Source organism: Arthrobacter sp. zg-Y769 (assembly GCF_020907405.1).
Lineage (GTDB): Bacteria > Actinomycetota > Actinomycetes > Actinomycetales > Micrococcaceae > Arthrobacter_B.
The window spans coordinates 156,738-181,322 of sequence record NZ_JAJJOE010000007.1 but is presented as its reverse complement, the minus strand read 5'-3'; the positions used below and the strand labels follow the sequence as shown (position 1 = coordinate 181,322).

Genomic DNA, 24,585 nt, shown 5'->3' with positions numbered 1-24,585 from the left:
GGGGGTCTTTGGGTGGTGGCGGACCTGCCGGCCAGCCGGTGCGCTTATACCGGAAGCGGGAGGGGAAGCTGGGCGCCGATAAGGCCGCCGAGGGCACCGCCGATCAGCGGGCCGACGACGGGCACCCAGGCGTAGGCCCAGTCGCTGCTGCCCTTGTTCGGGATCGGCAGCAGGGCGTGCACGATGCGCGGGCCGAGGTCACGGGCCGGGTTGATGGCGTAGCCGGTGGGTCCGCCGAGCGAGGCGCCGATGCCGAGCACCACGAGCGCGACGGCCAGCGGGCCGAGCTCCGTGGGCGTTCCGGCGAAGGCAACAATGGTGAAGACCAGGACGAAGGTGCCCACCACCTCGGTCACGACGTTCCAGCCGTACGACCGGATGGCAGGACCGGTGGAGAAGACACCCAGGATGTTCGCGGCGTCGGGTTCGTCGTCGAACTGCTTCTTATAGGCAAGCCAGGCCACAATGGCGCCGACAATGGCACCGGCCATCTGTCCGGCGAAGTAAACCATCGCCGCGCCGAAGGAAACTTCGACGCCCGGTGCGAACTCCTCGTTGCCGGCTGCCCAGAGGCCTACCGTCACGGCGGGGTTGATGTGTGCGCCGGAAATAGCGGCCGCGTACACGCCGGCGAATACACCGATGGCCCACCCCCAGTTGACCATCAGGAAGCCGCCGCCGGCACCCTTCGTTTTGGCGAGTGCCACGTTGGCCACCACACCGCAGCCCAGAATAATGAGGATGGCTGTTCCCGCCAGCTCACTGATGAAAACTTCTCCCAGAGTCACCATCGACTCCTCCGATCATTCGTATCTGTCCACGACCCAAGTGGGAGGGCGGACTGTTGGGTTCTATGCAACCAATCTTTTGCAAGAAGCGCCATTACCTTAGCTGACCTGTTTGGCGCCACGCCAATCTTCATACGGAGAAACAGGTAGTCAGGAGGCGATTCGGCACCGCGCCCGCGCCTCGGTAAAGTCGTCCTATGCAGCCTGCACCGCGAATCGCGCTTAATAACGGCGTCCTGATCGACCAGGTCGGTTTCGGCACCTACAAGATCCCTGCCGACGACGCAGCCCGGCTGTGCCTGGACGCCCTCGGGGCGGGCTACCGGCATATCGACACGGCGGCCCTGTACGGCAACGAAGCCGGGGTGGGCGAGGCAGTGAACACCTTTACCGCCGGGGGCGGTGCCGTACGCAGCGACATCTTCGTCACCTCCAAGGTCTGGAACACCGACCAGGGCTACGACTCGACCCTGCGGGCCTTCGACGCATCCCTGTCCCGGCTGGGCCTGGACTACTTGGATTTGTACCTGATTCACTGGCCGTGCCCCCAGCGGAAACAGTTCATTGACACGTACCGGGCGCTGGAGGAGCTCTACGCGGCGGGCCGGGTCCGTGCCATCGGCGTCTCGAATTTCCAGCCCTCCCATTTGGAGCAACTGCTGGACGCAACCGGAATTGTTCCCGCGGTAAACCAGATTGAGCTGCACCCGTGGCTGGCACAGGAGGAACTGAGGCGGCTGCACCGGCGCCTGGGAATCCGCACGGCCGCCTGGAGTCCGCTGGGCCGCGGCGCCGTACTGGCGGACCCGGTGATTGAGCGGATTGCCGCGGAGCTGGGGCGCACCCCCGCACAGGTGATCCTGCGCTGGCACCTGGACCTGGGGAACATCGTTATTCCCAAGGCAAGCAGCCCGGAGCGGATTGCCGGGAACCTGGACCTGTACTCCTTCGAGTTGTCCGACGAGCACCGGGCCGCGTTGAACGCGCTGGACCGCGGGCACCGTTCCGGTTCGCATCCCGACGAGGTGAACTGAATGTCCGGTACGGCGGCACGCCGGCAGCTGACGCCGTCGGGTGCCCCGGTGCCCTTCTCGCGCAGGGCCGCAGTGCGGTCCTTTACGGTGGGCGGCGCTGAACAGGTGTGCCGGGATTTTGCGCCGGTGACTGACGGCGACCCCGGCCTTCCGCCGATCTTTATGGTCCACGGCTTCCGGGGCGACCACCATGGGCTGCTGCGGATTGTCGAAGCGCTCCCCCGCCACCGGGTCCTGGTGCCGGATCTTCCCGGCTTCGGGGCCGGTGCCGCCCTTCCGGGCCGGCACGATGTCCCCGCCTACACCGCATTTGTCCGCGGCGCACTCGAGGAGCTTGGCCTGGGACCGGACACCGTCCTGCTCGGCCATTCCTTCGGTTCCATCATTGCCTCCCGTCTGGCGGCCGAGTCGCCGGAGTTGATCAGTGAACTGGTGCTGGTCAACCCGATCTGCGAGCCGGCACTGGAGGGGCCCAAGGGGATCACCAGCAAGGCCGCCGAATTCTACTACCGGCTGGCCGCGGCGCTGCCGGAGAAACCCGGCATGGCGGTGCTGCGCAGCCCGGTCATTGTCCGCGGCATGAGCATGCTGATGGCGAAGACGAAGGATCCCGGCCTGCGCCGCTGGATCCACGCCCAGCACGATGCCTACTTCAGCGCGTTCGCCAACCGCCGGGTGGTCCTGGATGCCTTCCGGGCGTCCATTTCGGCCACGGTGCGCGACGTCGCCGCGCAGTTGACGATGCCGGTGCTGCTCATCGCGGCGGAACAGGACGACATCGGATCGGTGAAGGGACAGCGCCTGCTTGCGGAGCGCATTCCCGACGCGGAACTGCACATGCTGCCCGGCGTCGGGCATCTGGTGCACTATGAGAAGCCGGCGGAAGCGGCCGAAAAGATCGAGGATTTCCTTTCCCGGAGGCACCCATGAGGATGCGCCTGGCCGTAGACGCACGCTTTACCCGCACCGACCACCATGACGGCATCAGCCGGTACGGCGCCAGCCTGATCGAAGCCGTCAGCGGGCACGCGGACGTCCTGATGCTGATCTCCGACGAACGCCAGCTCGCCCTGCTTCCGGACCTGCCGTGGGTGAAGATCAACAGTCCGCTCTCCCCCGCGGAGCTGTTCGCGGCCTTCCGGATCAACCGTCTCCGCCCCGACGCCGTTTTCAGCCCGATGCAGACCATGGGCAGCTGGGGACGGAAGTATCCGCTGGTCCTGACCCTCCATGACCTGATCTACTACTCGAACCCGACGCCGCCGTCGTTCCTTCCGCTGCCGGTTCGCTGGCTGTGGCGGCTCTACCACCTGGCCTACTGGCCGCAGCGGCTGCTGCTGAACCGGGCCGACGTCGTCGCCACCATCAGCGACACCACGCGCGGGCTGATGGACGGGCACCGGCTCACGAAGCGTCCGGTCCGGATAGTGGCCAACGCACCCCAGGCAGGTGCCGTCCCGCGGGATCCGGACGCCGGGGCGGAGGCTTCGCTGCTGTATATGGGCTCCTTCATGCCCTACAAAAACGTCGAAACCATCATCCGCGGCATGGAGTATCTGCCGGACTTCACGCTGCACCTGCTGAGCCGTATCTCCGATGCGCGGCGGAGCGAGCTCGAAGCGATTGTTCCAGCCGGTGCCCGCGTGAGGTTCCACAACGGTGTGAGCGATGAGGAGTATGACGCCCTGCTGCGCCGCACCACGGCGCTGGTGACCCTGTCGAAAGCCGAGGGCTACGGGCTGCCGGTGATCGAGGCGATGGCTGTGGGTACGCCGGTTGTCGCCAGCGACATTCCGATCTTCCGGGAGGTTTCGGGGGGCGCGGCGCTGCTGGTGGATGCGGATGATCCCTCTGCCTTCGCCGATGCCGTCCGGAACCTTGGGGAGCCCGGACGTTGGCAGAAGGCGTCCGACGCCGGTGTGCAGCGCGCAGCCGATTACAGCTGGGGTGCCTCCGCGGCCCAGCTTATGGAAGCGGCCGGGGAGGCTGTCCGCCTGTTCCCCGGCCGCCGCCGCCGTCGTTGATCCCTACTTGCCCAGGGTCACGATCATCTTGCCCTTGTTGGCGCCCTTCATCAGGTCGATGAAGGCCTGCGGAGCGTTTTCGAGTCCGTCCGCGAAGGTCTCGTCGTAACGGACCAGGCCTTCCTGCAGCCAGCCGGTCATCAGGGTGGCGAACTCGTCGGCGTACTCGTTGTAGCTACCCACCAGGAACCCGCGCAGGGTGATTTCCTTGCCGATGGCGATCGCCAGGTTGCGCGGGCCGACGGGGGAATCGTTGTACTGGGAAATGGCGCCGCACATGGCGATCCGGCCGAACTTGTTCATCACCGAAAGGGCCGCTTCGAGGTGTTCGCCGCCCACATTGTCGAAGTAGACGTCAATACCGTCGGCACCGGCGGCCTTCTTCAGGGAATCCTTCACGGGACCGTCGTGGTAGTTGAACGCCTCATCGAAGCCAAGATCGAGCAGCCGCTGGACCTTTTCGGCGGAGCCCGCACTGCCGATGACCTTTTTGGCGCCCAGAGCCTTGGCAATCTGGCCCACCAGCGAACCCACGGCACCGGCCGCGCCCGAAACGAAGACGACGTCGCCTTCCCGGAACTCCGCCACCTTGGTCAGGCCCGCGTAGGCCGTCTGCCCGGTCATGCCCAGCACTCCCAGGTAGGCGCTGGCCGGAGCCGCCTCCGTGTCGATGATGCGGGCGCGGCGCCCGTCCAGGACTGCGTAATCACGCCAGCCCAGGCCGTGCAGCACCTTGTCTCCGGGCTTGTGCTCCGGGGAGCGTGACTCCACGACTTCACCGACGGCGCCGCCCTCCAGCGGGGCGTCAAGCTGGAACGGCGGAACATAGGACTTGGCGTCGTTCATCCTGCCGCGCATGTAGGGATCCACGGACATGTACAGGTTACGGACCAGGACCTGGCCCTCCCGGAGTTCGGGAACGGGCACCTCCGCCAAGCGGAAGTTCTGCTCCGTCGGCCACCCTTCGGGGCGGGAGGCAAGCTGGATTTCGCGGCCGGTGTAACTGCTCATGGAATGAACCTTACTGTCGGGGTTGATGGTGGGTATCTACTTCGCCACGGCCTGCCGCAGGGCGGCGGTGACCTTGGCGAGGGTTTCCTGCAGGCTCTTCAGATCCTGCGGCGCCAGTCCGGCGGAATCCGCCAGCCGGTCCGGCAGGTTCCTGGCGTGCTGTTCAAGGGCGCGTCCGGCATCCGTGAGGTGGATGCGCACGCGCCGCTCGTCCTCAACGGCACGACGGCGCCGCACCAGGTCCGCTGCTTCCAGCCGCTTGAGCAGCGGCGAAAGCGTGCCGGAATCCAGGTCCAGCGCCGTGCCGAGTTCCCGGACGCTTTGGCCGTCTTCCTCCCAGAGCAGCGACATCACCAGGTACTGCGGGTAGGTCAGGCCAAGCTCTTCAAGCATGGGACGGTACAGGGCCGTAGCGGCACGGGAGGCGGAATACAGCGAGAAGCACACCTGACGCTGCAGTGATTCGTTCATGGATACACCGTAGGGCACAATTCGATTGTGCACAATATATGTCGGTCCGCGGAAGTTTCCGTGGTGGCCCTAGGCTGTCCGGATGCTGGGAATCCCCGATTACCGCCGTACTGCCCGCCGACGCAGCTGGGACTCGCTGCCATCCGTGCGCACCTACCGCTCCACCCCACCACCCTTACCTGGGAAACTTCCGGCGGTTAGCCTGCCGATAGAAGACTCCTCCTTCGAAGCCTGCCTGGCAGACCTGATCCGGGCCGCCTGATTCCACCCTGCACCGTGTCGCTAAAGCGACGTCCACTACCTGCAAGGAACCCCTGATGAGACTCGCACCTCACCTGCACCGCATCGGTAATGACATTGTTGCTGCCTACTTGGTCGACACGGAGGACGGGATAACCGTCATCGACACCGGGCTCCCCGGACACTGGGACGATTTCCTCACGGAGCTGAAGGCAATGGGCCGCTCCCTCGACGACGTGCGCGGGGCCGTTCTGACCCACGGCGACAGCGACCATATCGGCTTTGCCGAAAAGTTGCGGCGGGAAGGCGGCGTACCGGTCTTTGTGCACTCGCTCGACGCCGACCGTGCGCGCGGCGGCAGCAAACCCAAAGCCGCAATGGGCCGGCTGCGGGTTTTCCCACTGATCCAGTTCCTCCTTTACGGACTCCGAAAGCACGGCTGGCGCACCACCTACCTCACCGAAGTAACCGAGGTGGCAGACGGGGATGTCCTTCCGCTGCCGGGCTCACCGCGGGTCATAGCCCTTCCTGGCCACTCTCCGGGCAGTATCGCAGTGCATGTGCCGGAGGCGGATGCCGTCTTCGTCGGCGATGCACTGACCACCCGCCACGTACTGACCGGGGTATCGGGCATTCAACCCGCGCCATTCACCGACGATCCGGAGGCAGCCCTCGAATCCCTGGGCCGTCTCGCGGGTATTCAGGCCAGCTGGGTGCTTCCCGGGCACGGCGCTCCGTGGCGTGGAAATCCCGGAGACCTACAACAGCTCGCCCGACGGGCCGGAGAACAATTTCCACACCAGAAAAAGTAGTTGGCACTCGCCACAGGTGAGTGCTAATCTCTTTCTGCAAGTTGAGTGACACCGACTCAACTTTGGAACTGAATCTTGATAAAGGAGTTGGTACCACCATGGCTATGAAGTTTGATCCGTTCCAGGAACTGGACCGCATGACTCAGGCACTGCGCGGCGAAGGAACTCTGCGCGGCATGCCCATGGACCTCTACCGGCAGGGCGACCAGTACATCCTCGCAGCCGACCTCCCGGGGATCGACCCTGGCTCCATCGACATTGACGTTGACGGCCAGCTGCTGACGATCCGCGCCCAGCGCACGCTGCAGAACACTGACGGGGTGAAGTGGCTGACCCGCGAACGTGAAAGCGGATCCTTCCTTCGGCAGCTCAACCTGGGCCAGGGAATCGACACTGAAAAGATCTCCGCGCAGTACGAGAACGGTGTCCTCAGCGTCATCATCCCGGTGGTTGAGCGGGCGAAGCCCCGCAAGATTGCAGTCCAGACATCCGCTGAATCCACGACGATCAGCGGGGAAGCCTCCGAGGGCGATACCCGTGAAGCCGTCCAGGCATAAATAGACAGAACCAGCAAGGAAGGGCTCCGGATCTCCGGAGCCCTTCCTTGTGCCTGCCCGTGGCGAAGTTCACCCGGTTCCGGTCCGGCTGCACTTCTCCGGAGCGCGATACTGGGAAATGTACGCCATAACCGATTCGACCCGGGCAAGAGGCTGCGCAGTCAAAGCCGCCGTCAAGGCCGGGCAGCCAGGAAAGGGGACGCAGCGATGAGGCTGCCGACTGTCAATCATCGGAACTGGATGATCCACGGAGTACCCCGCGGACTCTTGGGGCAGCTGTCCCGGTTGGGCGGCGCAGCCCAGCTGGCGCTGCTTTCCCTGCTCGGCGCCGGCGCCGTCCTGCTCGAACTGCTGTAGGACCGTTAAAGGACGTCAGTACCGTCCACCCGTATGTACACGGGATCTCCGGTGCGGCGGGCCGAGGCTGCAGCCTTCGTGGAACGCAGTGCCGCGGTAATGGCCGGTGCCTGCCCGTAGGGGAAGAACAAGAGCGTCCGGTAGCGTCCGCCGGCGCCTCCCAGCTGGCCGTCCGGAGACCGGACATCGCGTGTTTGGGCGTTGGCCGACGGCGGAACAACGGGCGGCGCGAGCGGCGCCGGTCCCACAGCCCGCACTCCCTCGGGCAGCCCGAGCCGGGCGATAAAGGCATCGAGGCCCTCCCGGGAGCCGGTAAGTTCGGCATACCGCACGGCAGGAGGCAGGCCCAGTTCACGCCGCAGCTCCAGTTCGCGTTCCGCCGCCGACGCCGGATCCCACCGGAGCAGGTGCCCGACAGTTGCCGAATCATCGGCGGTGACTACCACTAGGCCCTTCTCGGTCGCCGGACGAACCAGCGACGCTGCCGTAAACCAACGCCGCAGGGTGTCTTCGCCGGCCCGCAGGGACTCGCGCGACAGCATGGCGTTGCCGTCCAGCAGGATGGCTGCGGCGTAGCCGCCCGGAACCACGGGTTCGGCGCCGGGGGTGGCAACCACCAGAGCGGGAGTGTCCGGAATCTCGGTCCGGATGTGGTCTCCGGCGGAAGAGATCACGGTGGTGGAGGGGAAGGCACGGCCGAGTTCCTCAGCGGTGCGGCCGGCTCCGGCGGTGGATCCGCGCAGATGGGTTCCGCCGCAGTTGCCGCAATGCCACATCGGCTCCGGACGCCCGCACCAGCGGCAGGCGGGTATGCCGTTCCTGCTCGCCAGCCCCAACGGTCCGGAACAGTTCCGGCAGCGGGCGGGTTCCCGGCATTCCTGGCAGGACAACGCAGGCGAGAATCCCGTCCGGGCCACCTGGACCAGCACGGGGCCCCGCGTGAGTCCGTCTTGGGCGGCCTTCCATGCTGCATGCGGTATCCGGGCACGCGCCGCCAGGGGATCACGTTCCATCGAGAAGGAGTCGGTAGTACTGACAACGCGCGGGGCATGTGCCCGGACGGTGGAACGCTCCGCGGCTATGCCAGCCGCCCAGCCGCTGGCAACCAGCCGCTGCGCCTCGGTGCTACGCGAATGCGATGCCAGCAGCAGAGCCGCGTTTTCCAGTTCGGACCGCAGCAGCAGCACATCGCGGGCGTGCTGATAGGGAGCGCGCTGCTCGGCGTGCAGTTCGTCGGCATCGTCCCAAATGACGGCCAGGCCCAGGTCCTGCACCGGCGCGTACGCGGCCGAGCGGGTGCCCACGGCAACGCGGACATCGCCGTGCAGCAGCTGCAGGAAACTGCGGTAGCGCGGCGTGGGTCCGTCTTCGGCGGTCAGCCGGACAAACGCGTCCGCTCCAATCCGGGCGGTCAGGACAGACTGCAGCCGGGCCAGGTCCTTGTTATCGGGCACCACGACGACGGCGCCGCGGCCCGAGATCAGTGTGGAACGGACAGCTTCGGCAATTTCGGCCGGCCAGTCCTGTGGACCGTATCCGCCGAGCGAGGACAGCACGGCCCGGGGGCTGTGGCCGGCCGCAAGATGGGTCAGGAACCGGGGACCGTGCGGATACCGTGCCAGCGGGTTCGCCCCGGCCCCTTCCGGTCCGGGTACGGCGTCGGCCGCTGCACCCTCCCCCGCCCCGGCCTCCGCGGCCCGTGCTTCGGGGGTGAATTCCTTGTCCACGCGGGCGGCACGCGGCGGAATGGCTACCCGCAGTACGTCGTGCACCGTGCCCGCGTACCGGGCGGCAACTGCCTCGGCCAGACGCAGGATCTGAGGCGAAAGAACCGGCTGCGGGGAAACGACTTTGCCCAGCGGCATCAGCCGGGCGGTGGTGTCCGCCTCGGCTGCCCGCTCGGTGATGAATCCCGGGAGTTCCTGTCCGCCGAAGCGGACCTTGACGCGCGCTCCGGCAACGGCGTCGGCGTCGAAGTCCGCAGGCACCAGATAGTCAAAGAGACGGTCCAGGTGCGGCAGCGGAGAATCAAGCAGCACGCGGGCAATCGGCAGGGCCGAAGCCGGCTGCGCCTTGCCCGCCGGCTTTGCCGACGGCGTGAAGCCGTGCAGCAGGGAAAGCTGCACGGCCTCTGAGGAGTCGTCAGCGGGCATGGCCGGCTACACGTTGAAGTAGCTGCGGAGGTCCTCGACCTTGTCCTTGCGCTCCCAGGTGAAACCTTCGTCCTCACGGCCGAAGTGGCCGTGGGCGGCAGTCCGCTGGTAGATGGGACGCTTGAGGTCCAGGCCGTTGATGATACCCAGCGGACGCAGGTCGAAGACTTCCTGGATGGCGTCGGCAATCCGTGCCGGGTCCACCGTCTCGGTGCCGAAGGTCTCGACGTAGATCCCGACGGGACGGGCCATGCCGATGGCGTACGCGATCTGGATTTCAGCCCGCCGGGCCAGGCCGGCGGCAACCACGTTCTTGGCCACCCAGCGCATGGCGTAGGCCGCGGAACGGTCCACCTTGCTCGGATCCTTGCCGCTGAAGGCACCGCCGCCGTGCCGGGCGAATCCGCCGTACGTGTCAACGATGATCTTGCGGCCGGTGAGGCCGGCGTCGCCCACGGGCCCGCCGATAACGAACGGTCCACCCGGGTTGATGATGTGCTCGACATCGGAAATGTCCAGGTTCGTGCCCGCCAGTACCGGATTGACCACGTACTCGACCATGTCGGCGCGCAGCTGCTCCAGGTCCAGCTCGGCTGCGTGCTGCGTGGAGACCACCACGGAGTCCACCGAGACCGGCCGGTCGCCGTCGTAGCCGACGGTGACCTGGGTCTTGCCGTCCGGACGCAGGTACGGAAGGGTGCCGTCCTTGCGGACGGTGGTGAGGCGTTCGGAGAGACGGTGGGCCAGCCAGATGGGCGTCGGCATCAGCACCGAAGTCTCATCGCTCGCGTAGCCGAACATGATGCCCTGGTCCCCCGCGCCCTGGGCGTCGTAGGGGTCCACGACTTTCCCGGTCCGGTTCTCCAGGGAGTTGAACACGCCGGAAGCGATTTCCGGGGACTGCTGGCCGATGGAGACGGAGACGCCGCAGCGGGCGCCGTCGAACCCGTTGGCGGAGGAGTCGTAGCCGATGTCCAGGATGGTGTCGCGGACCAACTGCGGGATTTCGACGTAACCCTCGGTGGTTACTTCCCCGGCGACATGCACCAGGCCGGTGGTCACCAGGGTTTCAACGGCTACCCGGGACTCGGGGTCCACCTTGAGCAGGCCGTCGAGGATTGCGTCACTGATCTGGTCACAGATTTTGTCCGGGTGGCCCTCAGTGACGGATTCCGAGGTGAAAAGGCGCAGGTTCGACTGCGGCTTAGCGGGAGAGGAAGTAGAAGTCACGGGGTTTACTCTACCGGGCCGCACCGACCATCGAAGCACGTGCAGAGGATGGGCGGTCAGGCGCTGCGGGTTGCGAGCTCGGCGGAAATCCGCGAGATGATGCGTGCCGAGACCTCGGCTTTAGTGCCGGCCGCACTTTCGCCTGCGTCCTCCGCGGAGTCCGCCGGTGAGAGAATCCTCACCTCGGTGTCGTCCTGGCCGAAGACCAGTGATTTGCCGACCCGGTTGAGCACCAGCAGGTCGCAGCCCTTCCGGGCAAGTTTTTTGCGCCCGTATTCAAGCACGTCGGAGGTTGCGTCACCGGTTTCGGCGGCGAATCCGACAATGAGTTTCGGAGTGCCCGTCCCGGCGGCGTCGCGGGCACGGACGAGTTCCTGCAGGATGTCGGGGTTCCTAACCAGGGTGATGACGGGATCCGCTTCGTCGTCGCGCTTCTTGATCTTGGTCTCCACCACCTGGGACGGGCGGAAATCCGCCACGGCGGCAGCCATGATCACGACGTCGGAATCCCCCGAGGCAGCATGGGCGGCGGCACGCAGTTCAAGCGCTGTTTCCACGCGGACCAGTTCGACGCCGCTAGGCGCCGGTACGTCCATGTGCGCTGCGATGAGCCGAACCCGGGCACCTGCTGCCATGGCCGCTTCCGCCAGCGCGGTTCCCTGCTTCCCGGAGGAGCGGTTGCCGAGGAACCGTACCGGATCCAGCGGTTCGCGGGTGCCCCCGGCAGTGATGGTGACGGTGGTTCCGGCCAAGGCGCCGGGAGCCGCTGCCGGACTGTCGGCTGCCGGGTCCGCGGTATCGACGGCAGCCAGCGCGGCGGTAAAGATCTCGTCCGGTTCGGGCAGTCGGCCGGGGCCGGTGTCCTTGCCGGTGAGCCGTCCGATGCCCGGTTCCAGCACCACGGCACCCCGGCTGCGCAGGGTGGCGACGTTGGCCGCCGTGGCGGGATGGGCCCACATCTCGGTGTGCATGGCCGGTGCGAACACCACCGGCCCGCGCGCCATCAGCAGGGTATTGGTCAGCAGGTCATTTGCCTGGCCTGTTGCAGCCCTGGCCAGCAGGTCCGCGGTGGCCGGTGCGACTACGATCAGGTCCGCTTCGTGGCCCAGCCGCACGTGGTTGACCTTCTCCACCTCGTCAAAGACGGAGGAGGAAACGGGGTTGCCCGAGAGCGCTTCCCATGTAGCCACCCCGACGAACTGCTTGGAGGATTCGGTGGGGACAACGGAGACGTCGTGGCCGGCTTCGGTGAAAAGCCGCAGCAGCGACGCAGCCTTGTAGGCGGCGATACCGCCGCCTACACCCAGCACTATGCGCACGCTGCCGCCTCCCCCTCGTGGTTGCTGAGCTTTACTCGGCGCTCTCGCTCGGACGCGACACGAGCATGCCGTCGTTGATCTCGCGCAGGGCGATGGAGAGCGGCTTTTCGTTCAGCTTGGTCTCCACCAGCGGGCCGACGTACTCGAACAGGCCCTCGTGCAGCTGGGAGTAGTAGGCGTTGATCTGGCGGGCGCGCTTGGCACCGTAGATGACCAGCGCGTACTTGGAATCTGCTGCTTCGAGCAGGTCGTCGATCGGCGGGTTGATGATGCCTTCAGACACAGGGTTCTCCAAAATTCTTGAACGGGATTCGCGGTTTGTCAGCGCGTGCGCGGACTGATTCCCATGAGTGATACAAGCTCAGCTGCAGCCCGCTTGACGTCATCATTAATGACGGTGTGATCGAACTCGGACTCGGCAGCAAGTTCCAGTTTAGCGGTTTCCAGCCGTTGCTGCTGCTCTTCGGATGTTTCAGTTCCGCGTCCCACCAGCCGGCGGACCATTTCGTCCCACGTAGGCGGGGCCAGGAACACGAAATTCGCCTCCGGCATGGACTTCTTGACCTGCCGGGCGCCCTGCAGATCGATCTCCAGCAGGACGCTGCGCCCCTCGGCCATGGCTGCTTCCACGGTGCGGCGCAGCGTGCCGTACCGGTTGCGTCCGTGGACCACTGCCCACTCGAGCATCTGGTCCTCTTCGATCATGGCATCGAACTCTTCGCTACTGACGAAGAAGTAATGCACGCCGTCTTCTTCACCCGGCCGGGGAGCACGGGTGGTGGCCGATACGGAAAGCCAGACCTCGGGATAGTTGTCCCGGATATAGGTGGATACAGTGCCTTTGCCAACTGCGGTTGGACCTGCAAGAACTGTCAGCCGCGGTTGCGACACGTAAACCTCATTCACTCGTTATTGATGCGTTGCTACTTCAATGGCTGTCCAGCAGCTCTATCAGCGCCTTGCGCTGATGCACGCCCAGCCCCCGGACCCGGCGGGTGGGCGCAATACCTACCGTAGCCATTATTCCAGCTGCGCGACGCTCCCCGACACCAGGCAGGGCGCGCAGCAGGTCCATGACCTTCAGCCGGCCCACCGCCTCCTCCCCCGAACGGGACAGGATGACTTCTTCCACGCTGAGATCACCGGACTTGATTCGTGACTTCACCTCGGCACGGACGGCCCGGGCCGCAGTGGCCTTTTCACGGGCCCGCGTACGCTCGGCTTCTGTCAGAGGCTTGAGGTTCAAGAGACACTCCCGGACGAAGACACACCGCTGTCAGCGGCTCTGCTGGTAGGTCCGAACCTATCCGCAATCGAAGCCCAATTGCAATGGAGGCCGCTGGGCAGGGCGGGCCGCGCGGCTAGCGTACGGATACCAGTTCCGATCGGGTCCGAAGCGCTGCCTCGCGCAGCGCCCGCGGATCGGGGCCGGCCCGCAGGATGCCGCGGCTGGAGGTGGCCAGGACATTGGGGTAGGCGGCAGCAAAGGTTTGGCGCAGGTCGGCGGCCGTTGCGCCCTGGGCGCCCAGTCCCGGGGCGAGCAGCGGGGCACGGGAGGCCGCGAGGTCAATCCCCAGGTCCGCGAGGGCGGTCCCGACGGTCGCGCCCACCACAAGTCCCACGGAACCCAGCCCCGGCCCGGCGTTTTCCGCCGCAGCGGCGTCAACGATCCGGGCAGCCACGGAGCGGCTGCCCGGACCGCCCATGTGCTGCACGCCCGCCCCTTCCGGATTCGAGGTCAGCGCGAGGACGAAGACACCGCGGCCGGCGGCAGCGGCAAGGTCCAGCGCCGGCCGCAGGGACTCGAACCCAAGATACGGACTAAGCGTGAGTGCGTCGGCCGCCAGCGGTGAGCCATCCCGCAGCCAGGCGTCGGCATAGGCAGCCATCGTGGAGCCGATGTCCCCGCGCTTAGCGTCGGCAATGCTGAGCACTCCCGCGTCCGCGCACTCACCCAGCAGCCGTTCCAGGACCGCGATCCCGGCTGATCCGTGCCGTTCGTACAACGCCACCTGCGGCTTCACGGCAGAGACCTGCTCCCCCACCGCCGCCAGGACAGTGAGCGAGAACCGCTCCAGCCCGGCGGCGTCGTCGTTCAATCCCCAGTCCGCCAGCAGCCCGGGGTGCGGATCGATCCCCACACACAGCTGCCCGCGGCGGTCCATGGCTGCGCGGAGGCGGGTACCGAAAGCCGGACGCGCCGCCGGGCCGGTGTCAGGCACCGGTGGCGGCCTTGAGCCGGGACGCGTGTTCCTGCAGGGAGGTGACGTCCCATTCGTAGGACCGCATGGCGTCGATCGCCTGCACGGCGGCGCCGAACTCGGAAACGGTGGTGACCACCGGGCAGCCGATGGACGTCGCCGCCGCCCGGATCTCGTACCCGTCGCCGCGGGCCTGGCCGCCGGAAGGCGTGTTCACCACCAGGTTGATTTCACCCGCGGTGATGAGGTCCACGACGGTCCCTTCCCCGTTCGGTCCCGCGCCTTCGCCGACCTTGCGCACCACCGTGGCGGCAATGCCGTTGCGGCGCAGCACCTCGGCCGTGCCGCCGGTGGAGAGGATTTCGAAGCCAAGATCGCTCATCCGCTTCACCGGCATGATGATGGAGCGCTTATCCCGGTTCGCGACCGAGACGAAGACCTTGCCGGCGGTGGGCAGGGCACTGTTCGCGGCGGCCTGCGACTTGGCGAAGGCGGTATCGAAGTACTTGTCGATGCCCATGACCTCGCCGGTGGAGCGCATTTCCGGGCCCAGGAGCGAGTCCACCACGGTGCCTTCGGGGGTGCGGAACCGGCTGAACGGCAGCACCGCTTCCTTCACGGCCACGGGGGCATCCAGCGGCAGGGTGGAGCCGTCGCCGACGGCGGTCAGCTTCCCGGCCGCCCGCAGCTCGGCAATGCTGCTGCCGGTGCCGATCAGGGCCGCGGCCTTGGCCAGCTGGACGCCGGTGGCCTTGGAAACGAAGGGCACGGTGCGGGAGGCACGCGGGTTGGCTTCGATGACGTAGAGAATGTCCGAGGCCAGCGCGAACTGGATATTGATGAGGCCGCGGACACCGACGCCGGCGGCGATCACCCGGGTGGCCTCGCGGACCCGGTCGATCACGTCGGTGCCGAAGGTGATGGGCGGCAGCACACAGGCGGAGTCGCCGGAATGGATGCCGGCCTCCTCAATGTGCTCCATGATTCCGCCCACGTAGAGATCGGTGCCGTCGAAGAGCGCATCGACATCGATCTCGATGGCGTCTTCCAGGAACCGGTCCACCAGGACGGGATGGTCCGGAGTGATCTCGGTGGCGTTGGTGATGTAGCGGGAGAGGTTCGCTTCGTCGTAGACGATTTCCATGCCGCGGCCGCCCAGCACATAGGACGGGCGGACCAGCACGGGGTAGCCGATCTCATCCGCCACCCGCTTGGCGTCCTCGAAGGACACAGCGGTGCCGTTCTTCGGCGCGGTCAGCCCGCCCTCATCCAGCACCTGCTGGAACGCCCCGCGGTGTTCGGCCAGGTCGATCGCGGCAGGCGAGGTGCCCAGGATCGGCACGCCGGCGTCGGCCAGGGCCTGGGCCAGCTTCAGCGGAGTCTGCCCGCCGAGCTGGACGAAGACACCCAGGACACCGCCGGTGCGCTGCTCCGCGGCGATGACCTCCAGGACATCCTCCAGGGTCAGCGGCTCGAAGTAGAGCCGGTCGGAGATGTCGTAGTCGGTGGACACGGTTTCCGGGTTGCAGTTGATCATCACGGTCTCGTGGCCGGCTTCGCGCAGGGCCATGGTCGCGTGGACGCAGGAGTAGTCGAACTCGATGCCCTGCCCGATCCGGTTCGGCCCGGAGCCGAGGATGATGATGGACGGCTTGGCGTGCTCGGCCACCTCGTCCTCCTCGTCGTAGGAGGAGTAGTGGTACGGGGTGTAGGCGGCGAATTCGGCGGCGCAGGTATCCACCGTCTTGAAGACCGGCCGCACGTTCAGCGCGTGCCGGACACCGCGGACCACGGCTTCGGGAGTGTTGGTCAGCGCGCCGATCTGCTCATCGGAGAAACCGTGCCGCTTCGCCAGGCGCAGGATGTCCTCGTTGACCGACGGCGCCCGGCGGATCTGTTCGGCGGTTTCGTTGATCAGCACCAGCTGGTCCAGGTACCAGGGGTCGATGCCGGTGGCTTCGAAGAGTTCCTCAATGGAGGCCCCGCCCAGCAGCGCCTGCTGCACCTGCTGCAGCCGGGCGGTGGTGGGACGCCGGGAGGCTTCGATCAAGCCGGGCACGTCGGCGGCATCCACCGGGTCGAAGGACAGGGTGGCGCCCCTCTGTTCCAGGGAACGCAGGGCCTTCTGCAGGGCTTCGGTGAAGTTGCGGCCGATCGCCATGGCCTCGCCCACGGATTTCATGGTGGTGGTCAGCGTGGGGTCCGCGGCAGGGAACTTCTCGAACGCGAACCGCGGAACCTTCACCACCACGTAATCCAGGGTGGGTTCGAACGACGCCGGGGTCTTCTTGGTGATGTCGTTCGGAATCTCGTCCAGGGTGTAGCCGAGGGAAAGCTTGGTGGCGATCTTGGCGATGGCGAAGCCGGTGGCCTTCGAGGCCAGGGCGGAGGAGCGGGAGACGCGCGGGTTCATTTCAATGACCACCACGCGGCCGGTGTCCGGTTCGATGGCGAACTGGATGTTGCAGCCGCCGGTGTCGACGCCCACTTCGCGGATGACGGCGATCGCGATGTTGCGCAGCTTCTGGTACTCACGGTCGGTGAGGGTCATGGCCGGGGCCACGGTGATGGAGTCTCCGGTGTGCACGCCCACCGGGTCGAAGTTCTCGATGGAACAGACAACAACCACGTTGTCGTTCTTATCCCGCATCATCTCCAGTTCGTATTCCTTCCAGCCGAGGATGCTCTCTTCGAGCAGGACCTCGGAGGTGGGGCTGTACTGGATGCCGGCACCGGCAATGCGGCGCAGGTCCTCGGCGTTGTAGGCCAGGCCGGAGCCGAGCCCGCCCATGGTGAAGGAGGGCCGGACCACCATCGGGTAGCCCAGTTCCTCGGCGGCGGCGAAGGCCTCGTCCATGCTGTGCACGATGATCGACTTCGCGGATTCGGCGCCGCAGCGCTCGACGACGCCCTTGAACTTTTCGCGGTCCTCACCGAGTTCGATCGCGGCAATGTTTGCCCCGATCAGCTCCACGTTGTACTTTTCCAGCGCGCCGCTCTTATCCAGCGCGATGGCGGTGTTCAGTGCGGTCTGTCCGCCCAGGGTGGGCAGGATGGCGTCGGGGCGTTCCTTGGCGATGATTTTTTCGACCACCTCCGGGGTGATCGGCTCTACGTACGTGGCGTCGGCGAATTCCGGGTCGGTCATGATCGTGGCCGGGTTGGAGTTCACGAGGATGACCCGCAGGCCCTCCTCCTTGAGCACCCGCAGGGCCTGCGTGCCGGAGTAGTCGAATTCCGCGGCCTGGCCGATGACGATCGGGCCGGAGCCGATGACCAGGACGGACTTGAGGTCGGTTCTGCGGGGCATTAGATGCTTTCCTTGCTCTTGCTGGCGGCCATCAGGTCCACGAAGCGGTCGAAGAGGTAGGCGGAGTCGTGCGGTCCGGCGGCAGCCTCGGGGTGGTACTGGACCGAGAAAGCCGGGATGTCCAGGCAGGCGAGGCCCTCGACGACGTCGTCGTTCAGGCTCACGTGGCTGACCTCCACCCGCCCGAAGCGGGCCTCGGGTGCGGTGACGGGCCCGTCCAGCGGGGCGTCGACGGCGAACCCGTGGTTCTGGCTGGTGATTTCCACCTTCCCGGTCCGCCGGTCCATGACGGGCTGGTTGATGCCGCGGTGGCCGTAGCGCAGCTTGTAGGTGCCGAAGCCGAGGGCGCGGCCGAGGATCTGGTTGCCGAAGCAGATCCCGAAGAACGGGATGCGGGCATCCAGCACCTCGCGCAGCAGGTCCACCTGCACGTCGGCGGTGGCGGGATCGCCGGGGCCGTTGGACATAAACACGCCGTCGGCGTTCAGTGCCTTGATGTCCTCGAAGGTGGAGGCCGCGGGCAGCACGTAGGTGCGGATTCCGCGCTCGGCCAGGCGCACCGGGGTCATGGACTTGATGCCCAGGTCTATGGCTGCAACGGTGAACAGCGGTTCGCCGGCCCACCCGTGGTCCGCCGGGTCGATCAGGTAGGCCTCGTCCACGCTGACCTCTTCGGCCAGCCGGGAGCCTTCCATCCCCTGCTGGGCACGGACCTCGGCGAGGAGCTCGGAATCGGGCCGTTCGGCGTCGGATCCGGAGAAGATCCCGGCCTTCATCGCCCCGCGCTCACGCAGGTGCCGGGTCACGGCACGGGTGTCGACGCCGGAGATGCCGACGACGCCCTGCTCCGCGAGCTGCTCCTCCAAGGTGCGCTCGGAGCGCCAGCTGGAGGGGCGGCGGGCCGCGTCGCGCACAATGTACCCGGCCACCCAGATGCGCCGGGACTCGGCGTCGTCGCCGTTCACTCCGGTGTTGCCGATATGCGGGGCGGTCTGGACCACCAGCTGGCGGGCATAGGAGGGATCCGTAATGGTCTCCTGGTACCCGGTCATGCCGGTGGCGAACACTGCCTCGCCAAGGGCCGTTCCCTGCGCGCCGTAGGCACGCCCGCGGAAAGTGCGGCCGTCTTCCAGCATCAGGACGGCGGGAGTGGGATTGATGATTTCGTGCACTGTCACAGTTGTTCCTCGCTAGGGGTGTCCGTTGCCGGCAGGAGTTCGGTAACGGCGCGGACCAGGGGTGTCTTGTCGTCGGCCGAGCGGGTGCGGAAGCCGGTGTCCACACGCTTGGGACCCAGCTGCCACGTCACAATGACCAGCCCGTCCTTCTCGACGAATTTTCCGGCCATCCCGCGTTCCAGGCGGACGCTGCGCAGGTCCGCGCGCGGGATCCAGAGGTCGTCGGCACCGGAACGGGCAAACAGCACGCCTTCGGGGAAGACGGCGGCGGTGGCATTGGACTTTACGCCCAGGCCGTAGAGGGCCACGCGGTCCAGCCAGTCACCGGCGGTGGTGGTGGCCACGTACTGGCCCAGGGCCTGGAAGCCCGGCTCGGACAGTTCGTCCGGCAGGGGCACGGGCCGGGGTGTGTCCTGCTGGCGGCGTCGCCGGCCGCGCCAGCCCAGGGCAAACAGGCCCAGGACGACGACAATGAGGGCAGCCAGGCCCAGGAAGAAAAAGACCAGTTCCATCAGGATTCCTTTGCGGCAGCGGGGTGGGGCGTGTTCAGCCTGCCGTTCAGGACGGTGGGGTGGCCGGCGTAGAAAACCGCTTCGACTCCACCGGGCAGTTCCAGTCCGGCAAACGGACTGTTGCGTCCCTTGCTAGCCATCTTAGAAGGGTCGACCCTTCTTCGCGCAGACGGGTTCACCAATATGACGTTGGCCGGTTCGCCGGCCGCGACGGGCCTGCCCTGCCCGGGTAGCCGGCCGATCAGCGCGGGAGTTGTCGAGGTGACCCGGGCAAAGCCGGCCCAGTCCATCAGCCCCGTGTCGATCATGGCGTGCTGCACCACCGAGAGGGCGGTCTCCAGGCCGGTCATGCCCATCGCCGCCGTCGCCCACTCGCCTTCCTTGTGCTCGCTCGGGTGCGGGGCGTGGTCGGTGCCGACAATGTCGATGGTGCCGTCGGCCAGGCCGCGGCGGACTGCCTGCACATCGGCTTCGGTACGCAGCGGCGGGTTCACCTTGTAGACCGGATCGAAGGTCCGCACCAGTTCGTCGGTCAGCAGCAGATGGTGCGGGGTGACCTCGGCGGTGACCCGGATGCCGCGCTCCTTCGCCCACCGGAGAATCTCCACGGACCCCGCGGTCGAAACATGGCAGACATGCAGCCGGGATCCCGTGTGCCGTGCCAGCAGGACGTCCCGGGCAATGATGGATTCCTCGGCGACGGCGGGCCAGCCGGCCAGCCCCAGGACTGCACTGACTTCGCCCTCGTTCATCTGCGCGTCTTCGGTCAGGCGCGGTTCCTGCGCGTGCTGGGCAATAACGCCGTCGAACGCCTTCACGTATTCCAACGCACGGCGCATCAGCACGGGGTCCGAAACGCATTTCCCGTCGTCGGAAAACACGCGTACCCGGGCACGGGAGTCGGCCATCGCACCGAGTTCGGCCAGCTGCCTGCCTTCCAGGCCCACGGTGACGGCCCCTACGGGACGCACGTCCACCCATCCCGCCCGCTCCCCCAGGCTAAGGACCTGTTCCACCACGCCTGCAGTGTCCGCGACCGGCATGCTGTTGGCCATGGCATGCACAGCGGTGAAGCCACCGAGCGCCGCGGCCCGGGTTCCGGTCGCCACGGTTTCGGCGTCCTCCCGGCCGGGCTCGCGCAGGTGCGTGTGCAGGTCCACCATGCCGGGCAGGGCGATCAGGCCGTCCGCCTCGACCACGGCGGCGTTCCGGGGCACCGGCAGCCCGGAGCCGACGGCGGTGATGATGCCGTCCTCAATGCGGATATCCGCACGTTCGGTGCCGAGCACGGAGGCTCCGCGGATCAGATAGGTTCCGGTGGTGCTCATCGGGGCTGCTCCTCGGCTGTACGTTCGGTGCTGTTCTCTCCGGAGAGCAGCAGGTAAAGGGCGGCCATGCGCACGGAGACGCCGTTGCGGACCTGGTCCAGCACAGTGGAGCGGGGCGAATCAGCCGCACGGGCGGAAATTTCCAGCCCGCGGTTCACCGGACCCGGGTGCATGATGATGGTGTCCGTCAGGCCCAGCGCGTCCAGCCGGTCCAGGCGGACGTCGTCCAGGCCCCACCGGCGGGAATACTCGCGGACGGAGGGGAAGAAGGCCGAATGCATCCGTTCCCCCTGCACCCGCAGCATCATGACCGCATCCGGCCGGGTAGCCAGTGCCTCGTCCAGGTCGTAACTGACCGTGCACGGCCAGCTCTCGACGCCGAACGGCAGCAGCGTCGGCGGGGCCACCAGGGTGACCTCCGCCCCCAGGGTTCGAAGCAGCCACAGGTCCGAGCGGGCAACCCGTGAGTGCAGCACGTCCCCGGCAATGACCACTTTCATGCCCGCCAGGTCCGTGCCGGTGGATTCCGTGCCATGCAGCCGCGCCCAGTGCCGGCGCATGGTGAACGCATCCAGCAGTGCCTGGGTGGGGTGCTCGTGCGTGCCGTCTCCGGCGTTGAGCACGGCCGCATTTATCCAGCCGGAGGAGGCCAGCCGGGCCGGAGCTCCGGAGGAACCGTGCCGGATCACCACGGCGTCGGCCCCCATGGCCGCAAGCGTCTGCGCGGTGTCCTTCAGCGATTCCCCCTTGGAAACCGAGGAACCCCTGGCGGAGAAATTAATGACGTCGGCGGACAGCCGTTTGGCCGCCGCTTCGAAGGAGATCCGCGTGCGGGTGGAGTCCTCGAAGAAGAGGTTCACCACGGTGCGCCCGCGCAGAGCGGGAAGCTTCTTGACTTCCCGCTCCCCCACGGCCGCCATCTGCTCCGCGGTGTCCAGGATGGCCAGGGCATCGTCCCGGCTGAGGTCCAGCGTGGACAAAAGGTGCCTCATGCAGGGCCCTCAATGACCACTTCGTCAGCGGCCGCTTCACCCGTGGCCGCACTGTCGCTTTCGGCCAGCCGCACACGGACCCGTTCGCGGGCAGCGGTGGGCAGGTTCTTGCCCACGTGATCCGCCCTGATGGGCAGCTCGCGGTGGCCGCGGTCCACGAGCACCGCCAGCCGGACAATGCGGGGCCGGCCGAGGTCCACGAGGGCATCGAGCGCGGAGCGGATGGTCCGGCCGGAATACAGGACGTCGTCCACGAGCACCACCACTTTGTCATCGATGCCGGTGACCGGGACACGGGTGGCATGGGGCGGCCGGGTGGGCCTGCGGGCAAGATCGTCCCGGAACATGGTGACATCGAGCTGCCCGGTAATGGCAGCGGGGTCGACGCCGGGGGCCGCCGCCGCAATTTTGGCGGCCAGGCGCCGGGCCAACGGATAGCCGCGGCGCGGAATCCCCATCAGGACCAGGTCCTCCGGGCCCTTGTTGGCCTCGAGAATCTCGTAGGCAATGCGCGTCAGGGCGCGGTCAATATCAGCTGAAGACAAAACAGTACGGCTGGAAATGGAATCATGGGCCGTCATATCCGCTTCCTCCTTCCCCGCCTCACAGGACGGAACTTAAAGGTTGAATGCGGGATCAAGCTATCACAGGGCACGCCGCTGCAGGCGTTGACCGGCGGTAATTGCCGCGGTGCAACTATCCTGTCTGCTATGAGCAGGCCCAGCGCATGAGCGCACCCGGAATCTTCCCCGCCCAGCAGCAGCATCCCGCCCCTCCGGGCTATGGTCCTGCCTACGGCGCCGCACCCGTCCAGGCGTTCTGGTCCCCTCCCGCTCCCCGCCGGGACAAGGGCCTGGCGGCCACCGTGGTGCTGATTGCGCTCTCCGCCGTGGCGCTGGCCTGGGTGGGAATGTTCCTGCTCGACACCCTCGGCCCGCCGGCCTTCATCATCTGCGGGCTCCTCGCCCTGGTGCCCCTGGGCATCTGCGTGCTGGGTATCTGGTGGGTGGACCGGTGGGAGCCGGAACCCCGCAGCAGCCTGGTTTTCTCCTTCCTCTGGGGTGCCGGGGTTTCGGTGGCCATCGCACTGCTGGTCGGCCCCTACTTCACGTTTGCCCTGCTGGAATTGGTTCCGTACGGCTCCGCAGACCTGCTGGGCGCGGTGGTCCAGGCTCCCGTAGTGGAGGAAATCGCCAAGGGCCTGGGCATCCTCCTGCTGCTGCTGGTGCGCCGGCGGATCTTTGACGGGGCCGTGGACGGCATCGTGTTTGCCGCCGCGGTGGCTGCGGGGTTCGCCTTCACGGAAAACATCCTCTATTTCGGCTCGGCGCTGCTGGGGGCCGGTTCCGACACCGTCTACGAGCTCGGGTTTACGTTCATCCTCCGCGGCCTGCTCTCGCCCTTTGCGCATGTGCTGTTCACCGCCTGCACCGGGCTCGCCCTGGGCCTCGCGGCGCGGCGCGCCGGCAACGGATGGATCCTGCCCGCGTTCTTGCTCGGCCTGATCCCCGCAATACTGGGGCACATGCTCTGGAACGGCGGACCGGCCTTGCTGTTCGGTGACTTCTTCCTCTTCTACTTCCTGCTTCAGGTCCCGTTCTTCGCCGCGGCGGTCACGGGCGTGTGGCTGCTGCGCCGCGCCGAGCAGCGCCTGACCCTGCGCCGGCTTCAGGAATACGCCAGGGCGGGCTGGTTCACACCGGCCGAAGTGCTGATGCTGGCCACCGGTGCCGGCCGGCGCCAGGCAATGGTCTGGGCGCGGGCCACCGGGGCCGCCCCGGCCATGAAGGAGTTCATCCGGCGTGCCACGCGCCTGGCACTGACCCGGCAGCAGATAGCGTCCGGCCGGGATGTTCCGGCCAACATGGAGTACGAACTGACCCTGCTGGGCGAGGTTACCGGTATCCGGACCGCCATGCTTGCCGGGCAACGGCGGTAAGCGGCACCTGGACCAAACCGCTCCCAACGCAGAAAAGACCGGCCCCGAGGGGCCGGTCTTTTCGTATCTGCGCGGGTTCTGCCTAGGCCAGCAGGGACGGCTTCAGTTCCTGGAGCCGGCCGAGCAGGCCGTTGATGAAGGCCGGGGATTCGTCCGTGGAGAACGCTTTCGCCAATTCCACGGCTTCGCTGATGGCCACCTTGTCGGGAACGTCGTCGTTGTAGAGAAGTTCCCACGTGCCCAGGCGGAGAATGATGCGGTCCACCGAAGGCATGCGATCAAGCGTCCAGCCCTGCGAATACGTGCTCAGGAACTCATCGATCTGCTCCTGCATCGCAACCACGCCTTCCACCAGGTCCATGGTGTAGGGGTTGATGGTCTGGTCGGTCTTTTCGCGGCGGGCCCGGATGGCGTCGAAGGCAGAAACCGAACGCTGCTCGGCTTCGAACAGGACCTCCAGTGCCCGGGTCCGTGCTTTACTGCGTGCACTCACTCGTTAACGCGTCCCAGGTAGTCGCCGGTGCGGGTGTCAACCTTGACCTTGGTGCCCTGCTCCAGGAACAGGGGCACCTGGATTTCGTAGCCGGTCTCGATGGTGGCCGGCTTGGTGCCGCCGGTGGAGCGGTCGCCCTGCAGGCCCGGCTCCGTGTAGGTGATTTCCATGGTGACCGAGGGCGGCAGTTCGATGTACAGCGGCGAACCTTCGTGGATGGCGATGGTGACCATCATCGACTCCATCATGAAGTTCGCGTTGTCGCCCACGATCTTCCCCGGCACGGTGAGCTGGTCGAAGTCGGAGGTGTCCATGAAGACGTAGTCTTCGCCGTCCTGGTACAGGTACTGGTAATCGCGGCGGTCCACGGTGGCGGTCTCAACCTTGATGCCGGCGTTGAACGTCTTGTCCACTACCTTGCCCGAAGTCACGTTGCGCATCTTGGTACGGACGAACGCACCACCCTTGCCCGGCTTCACGTGCTGGAACTCGATGATGCTCCAGAGGTTGCCTTCAAGCTTCAGCACGGTGCCGTTCTTGATGTCGTTGGTCGTCGCCACAGTTTCTCTTCCGTTGTTCGTCAGTCGTTAGTCAAAGTACGTTTTATTCAAGTCCGTCGACTATTCTACCCGCTCG

25 protein-coding genes are annotated in these 24,585 nt (G+C 66.6%); 7 read left to right on the top strand and 18 right to left on the bottom strand.

The features are described from left to right. Nucleotides 1–44: 44 nt before the first annotated feature. Nucleotides 45–788, bottom strand: coding sequence for an MIP/aquaporin family protein (locus LOC60_RS06340; protein WP_230023612.1), 744 nt, complete (start codon nt 786–788; stop codon nt 45–47). Between the two features lie 197 nt (nt 789–985). On the opposite strand from LOC60_RS06340, the gene LOC60_RS06335 reads away from it, so the two are divergent. Genes LOC60_RS06335 through LOC60_RS06325 form a run of 3 tightly spaced genes read left to right on the top strand, consistent with a single transcriptional unit; the run spans nt 986 to nt 3,846 of the window. Next, nucleotides 986–1,822: an aldo/keto reductase gene (locus LOC60_RS06335; protein ID WP_230023609.1), complete on the top strand. Its 837-nt coding sequence runs from the start codon at nt 986–988 to the stop codon at nt 1,820–1,822. Continuing rightward, nucleotides 1,823–2,752 carry an alpha/beta fold hydrolase gene (locus LOC60_RS06330; RefSeq protein ID WP_230023608.1) on the top strand — a complete coding sequence of 310 codons (930 nt, stop codon included), beginning with the start codon at nt 1,823–1,825 and terminating at the stop codon, nt 2,750–2,752. Between the two features lie 2 nt (nt 2,753–2,754). Next, nucleotides 2,755–3,846, top strand: a complete 1,092-nt coding sequence (locus LOC60_RS06325) for a glycosyltransferase family 4 protein (RefSeq protein WP_230023771.1) — start codon at nt 2,755–2,757, stop codon at nt 3,844–3,846. 3 nt (nt 3,847–3,849) lie between these two features. Here LOC60_RS06325 and LOC60_RS06320 read toward each other — a convergent pair whose 3' ends face one another. Continuing rightward, nucleotides 3,850–4,857, bottom strand: coding sequence for an NADP-dependent oxidoreductase (locus LOC60_RS06320; protein ID WP_230023606.1), 1,008 nt, complete (start codon nt 4,855–4,857; stop codon nt 3,850–3,852). 36 nt (nt 4,858–4,893) lie between these two features. Then, nucleotides 4,894–5,328 carry a MarR family winged helix-turn-helix transcriptional regulator gene (locus LOC60_RS06315; protein WP_230023604.1) on the bottom strand — a complete coding sequence of 145 codons (435 nt, stop codon included), beginning with the start codon at nt 5,326–5,328 and terminating at the stop codon, nt 4,894–4,896. 317 nt (nt 5,329–5,645) lie between these two features. Here LOC60_RS06315 and LOC60_RS06310 point away from each other — a divergent pair, with 317 nt between their 5' ends. The 3 genes from LOC60_RS06310 (at nt 5,646) to LOC60_RS06300 (ending at nt 7,294) form a co-directional block, all read left to right on the top strand. Further along, a complete protein-coding gene (locus LOC60_RS06310) occupies nt 5,646–6,380 on the top strand; it encodes an MBL fold metallo-hydrolase (RefSeq protein WP_230023602.1) in 735 nt (244 codons plus the stop codon). Between the two features lie 98 nt (nt 6,381–6,478). Next, complete coding sequence (locus tag LOC60_RS06305; RefSeq protein ID WP_230023600.1) at nt 6,479–6,937, top strand: Hsp20/alpha crystallin family protein; 459 nt, start codon at nt 6,479–6,481, stop codon at nt 6,935–6,937. A 207-nt stretch (nt 6,938–7,144) separates the two neighbouring features. Then, on the top strand, nt 7,145–7,294 hold the full coding sequence (locus tag LOC60_RS06300) for a hypothetical protein (protein WP_230023598.1): 150 nt from the start codon (nt 7,145–7,147) through the stop codon (nt 7,292–7,294). 5 nt (nt 7,295–7,299) lie between these two features. On the opposite strand, the gene LOC60_RS06295 is transcribed toward LOC60_RS06300, so the two are convergent. The 13 genes from LOC60_RS06295 to pyrR form a co-directional block, all read right to left on the bottom strand. Further along, a complete protein-coding gene (locus tag LOC60_RS06295) occupies nt 7,300–9,447 on the bottom strand; it encodes a primosomal protein N' (RefSeq protein WP_230023595.1) in 2,148 nt (715 codons plus the stop codon). 6 nt (nt 9,448–9,453) lie between these two features. Then, nucleotides 9,454–10,677 carry a methionine adenosyltransferase gene (metK, locus tag LOC60_RS06290; protein ID WP_230023594.1) on the bottom strand — a complete coding sequence of 408 codons (1,224 nt, stop codon included), beginning with the start codon at nt 10,675–10,677 and terminating at the stop codon, nt 9,454–9,456. A 56-nt stretch (nt 10,678–10,733) separates the two neighbouring features. Continuing rightward, the gene (gene coaBC / locus LOC60_RS06285) at nt 10,734–11,996 is read right to left on the bottom strand and encodes a bifunctional phosphopantothenoylcysteine decarboxylase/phosphopantothenate--cysteine ligase CoaBC (RefSeq protein WP_230023592.1); all 1,263 of its coding nucleotides are present in this window, start codon (nt 11,994–11,996) and stop codon (nt 10,734–10,736) included. A gap of 31 nt (nt 11,997–12,027) precedes the next feature. Continuing rightward, nucleotides 12,028–12,291, bottom strand: coding sequence for a DNA-directed RNA polymerase subunit omega (gene rpoZ / locus LOC60_RS06280; protein ID WP_230023590.1), 264 nt, complete (start codon nt 12,289–12,291; stop codon nt 12,028–12,030). A gap of 26 nt (nt 12,292–12,317) precedes the next feature. Beyond that, entirely contained in the window at nt 12,318–12,887 is a 570-nt protein-coding gene (gmk, locus tag LOC60_RS06275; RefSeq protein ID WP_230023588.1) for a guanylate kinase, read from the bottom strand. 37 nt (nt 12,888–12,924) lie between these two features. Further along, on the bottom strand, nt 12,925–13,242 hold the full coding sequence (gene mihF / locus LOC60_RS06270; RefSeq protein WP_230023586.1) for an integration host factor, actinobacterial type: 318 nt from the start codon (nt 13,240–13,242) through the stop codon (nt 12,925–12,927). Nucleotides 13,243–13,357: 115 nt separating this feature from the next. Next, complete coding sequence (gene pyrF, locus LOC60_RS06265) at nt 13,358–14,218, bottom strand: orotidine-5'-phosphate decarboxylase (RefSeq protein ID WP_331460785.1); 861 nt, start codon at nt 14,216–14,218, stop codon at nt 13,358–13,360. Continuing rightward, the gene (carB, locus tag LOC60_RS06260) at nt 14,211–17,507 is read right to left on the bottom strand and encodes a carbamoyl-phosphate synthase large subunit (RefSeq protein WP_230023583.1); all 3,297 of its coding nucleotides are present in this window, start codon (nt 17,505–17,507) and stop codon (nt 14,211–14,213) included. The genes pyrF and carB overlap by 8 nt, the downstream gene beginning before the upstream one ends. Beyond that, nucleotides 17,507–18,643 carry a glutamine-hydrolyzing carbamoyl-phosphate synthase small subunit gene (gene carA, locus LOC60_RS06255; protein WP_230023766.1) on the bottom strand — a complete coding sequence of 379 codons (1,137 nt, stop codon included), beginning with the start codon at nt 18,641–18,643 and terminating at the stop codon, nt 17,507–17,509. The genes carB and carA overlap by 1 nt, the downstream gene beginning before the upstream one ends. 38 nt (nt 18,644–18,681) lie before the next feature. Then, complete coding sequence (locus LOC60_RS06250) at nt 18,682–19,197, bottom strand: PH-like domain-containing protein (RefSeq protein ID WP_230023575.1); 516 nt, start codon at nt 19,195–19,197, stop codon at nt 18,682–18,684. Beyond that, on the bottom strand, nt 19,197–20,525 hold the full coding sequence (locus LOC60_RS06245; RefSeq protein WP_230023574.1) for a dihydroorotase: 1,329 nt from the start codon (nt 20,523–20,525) through the stop codon (nt 19,197–19,199). The genes LOC60_RS06250 and LOC60_RS06245 overlap by 1 nt, the downstream gene beginning before the upstream one ends. Next, a complete protein-coding gene (locus LOC60_RS06240) occupies nt 20,522–21,517 on the bottom strand; it encodes an aspartate carbamoyltransferase catalytic subunit (RefSeq protein ID WP_230023573.1) in 996 nt (331 codons plus the stop codon). The genes LOC60_RS06245 and LOC60_RS06240 overlap by 4 nt, the downstream gene beginning before the upstream one ends. Then, nucleotides 21,514–22,098: a bifunctional pyr operon transcriptional regulator/uracil phosphoribosyltransferase PyrR gene (gene pyrR / locus LOC60_RS06235; RefSeq protein WP_230023571.1), complete on the bottom strand. Its 585-nt coding sequence runs from the start codon at nt 22,096–22,098 to the stop codon at nt 21,514–21,516. Before pyrR ends, LOC60_RS06240 begins: the two co-directional genes overlap by 4 nt. Before the next feature lie 146 nt (nt 22,099–22,244). On the opposite strand from pyrR, the gene LOC60_RS06230 reads away from it, so the two are divergent. Beyond that, a complete protein-coding gene (locus tag LOC60_RS06230) occupies nt 22,245–23,456 on the top strand; it encodes a PrsW family intramembrane metalloprotease (RefSeq protein ID WP_230023570.1) in 1,212 nt (403 codons plus the stop codon). Between the two features lie 82 nt (nt 23,457–23,538). Here the strand turns inward: LOC60_RS06230 and nusB are convergent, their stop codons facing one another. Both nusB and efp read right to left on the bottom strand, forming a co-directional pair. After that, on the bottom strand, nt 23,539–23,949 hold the full coding sequence (gene nusB, locus LOC60_RS06225) for a transcription antitermination factor NusB (protein WP_230023569.1): 411 nt from the start codon (nt 23,947–23,949) through the stop codon (nt 23,539–23,541). Further along, nucleotides 23,946–24,509, bottom strand: coding sequence for an elongation factor P (efp, locus tag LOC60_RS06220; RefSeq protein WP_227911484.1), 564 nt, complete (start codon nt 24,507–24,509; stop codon nt 23,946–23,948). Before efp ends, nusB begins: the two co-directional genes overlap by 4 nt. Nucleotides 24,510–24,585 lie beyond the last annotated feature (76 nt).

Excerpts from the sequence above, each read along its gene's own strand:
- LOC60_RS06335 (WP_230023609.1), top strand. The coding sequence starts at position 986 with ATGCAGCCTGCACCGCGAATCGCGCTTAATAACGGCGTCCTGATCGAC.
- pyrR (WP_230023571.1), bottom strand. The coding sequence starts at position 22,098 with ATGACGGCCCATGATTCCATTTCCAGCCGTACTGTTTTGTCTTCAGCT.
- LOC60_RS06300 (WP_230023598.1), top strand. The coding sequence starts at position 7,145 with ATGAGGCTGCCGACTGTCAATCATCGGAACTGGATGATCCACGGAGTA.
- LOC60_RS06330 (WP_230023608.1), top strand. The coding sequence starts at position 1,823 with ATGTCCGGTACGGCGGCACGCCGGCAGCTGACGCCGTCGGGTGCCCCG.
- LOC60_RS06315 (WP_230023604.1), bottom strand. The coding sequence starts at position 5,328 with ATGAACGAATCACTGCAGCGTCAGGTGTGCTTCTCGCTGTATTCCGCC.
- LOC60_RS06310 (WP_230023602.1), top strand. The coding sequence starts at position 5,646 with ATGAGACTCGCACCTCACCTGCACCGCATCGGTAATGACATTGTTGCT.
- LOC60_RS06305 (WP_230023600.1), top strand. The coding sequence starts at position 6,479 with ATGGCTATGAAGTTTGATCCGTTCCAGGAACTGGACCGCATGACTCAG.
- LOC60_RS06325 (WP_230023771.1), top strand. The coding sequence starts at position 2,755 with ATGCGCCTGGCCGTAGACGCACGCTTTACCCGCACCGACCACCATGAC.
- LOC60_RS06250 (WP_230023575.1), bottom strand. The coding sequence starts at position 19,197 with ATGGAACTGGTCTTTTTCTTCCTGGGCCTGGCTGCCCTCATTGTCGTC.
- LOC60_RS06320 (WP_230023606.1), bottom strand. The coding sequence starts at position 4,857 with ATGAGCAGTTACACCGGCCGCGAAATCCAGCTTGCCTCCCGCCCCGAA.
- LOC60_RS06240 (WP_230023573.1), bottom strand. The coding sequence starts at position 21,517 with ATGAGGCACCTTTTGTCCACGCTGGACCTCAGCCGGGACGATGCCCTG.
- carA (WP_230023766.1), bottom strand. The coding sequence starts at position 18,643 with ATGCTGGAAGACGGCCGCACTTTCCGCGGGCGTGCCTACGGCGCGCAG.
- carB (WP_230023583.1), bottom strand. The coding sequence starts at position 17,507 with ATGCCCCGCAGAACCGACCTCAAGTCCGTCCTGGTCATCGGCTCCGGC.
- LOC60_RS06295 (WP_230023595.1), bottom strand. The coding sequence starts at position 9,447 with ATGCCCGCTGACGACTCCTCAGAGGCCGTGCAGCTTTCCCTGCTGCAC.
- LOC60_RS06245 (WP_230023574.1), bottom strand. The coding sequence starts at position 20,525 with ATGAGCACCACCGGAACCTATCTGATCCGCGGAGCCTCCGTGCTCGGC.
- LOC60_RS06230 (WP_230023570.1), top strand. The coding sequence starts at position 22,245 with ATGAGCGCACCCGGAATCTTCCCCGCCCAGCAGCAGCATCCCGCCCCT.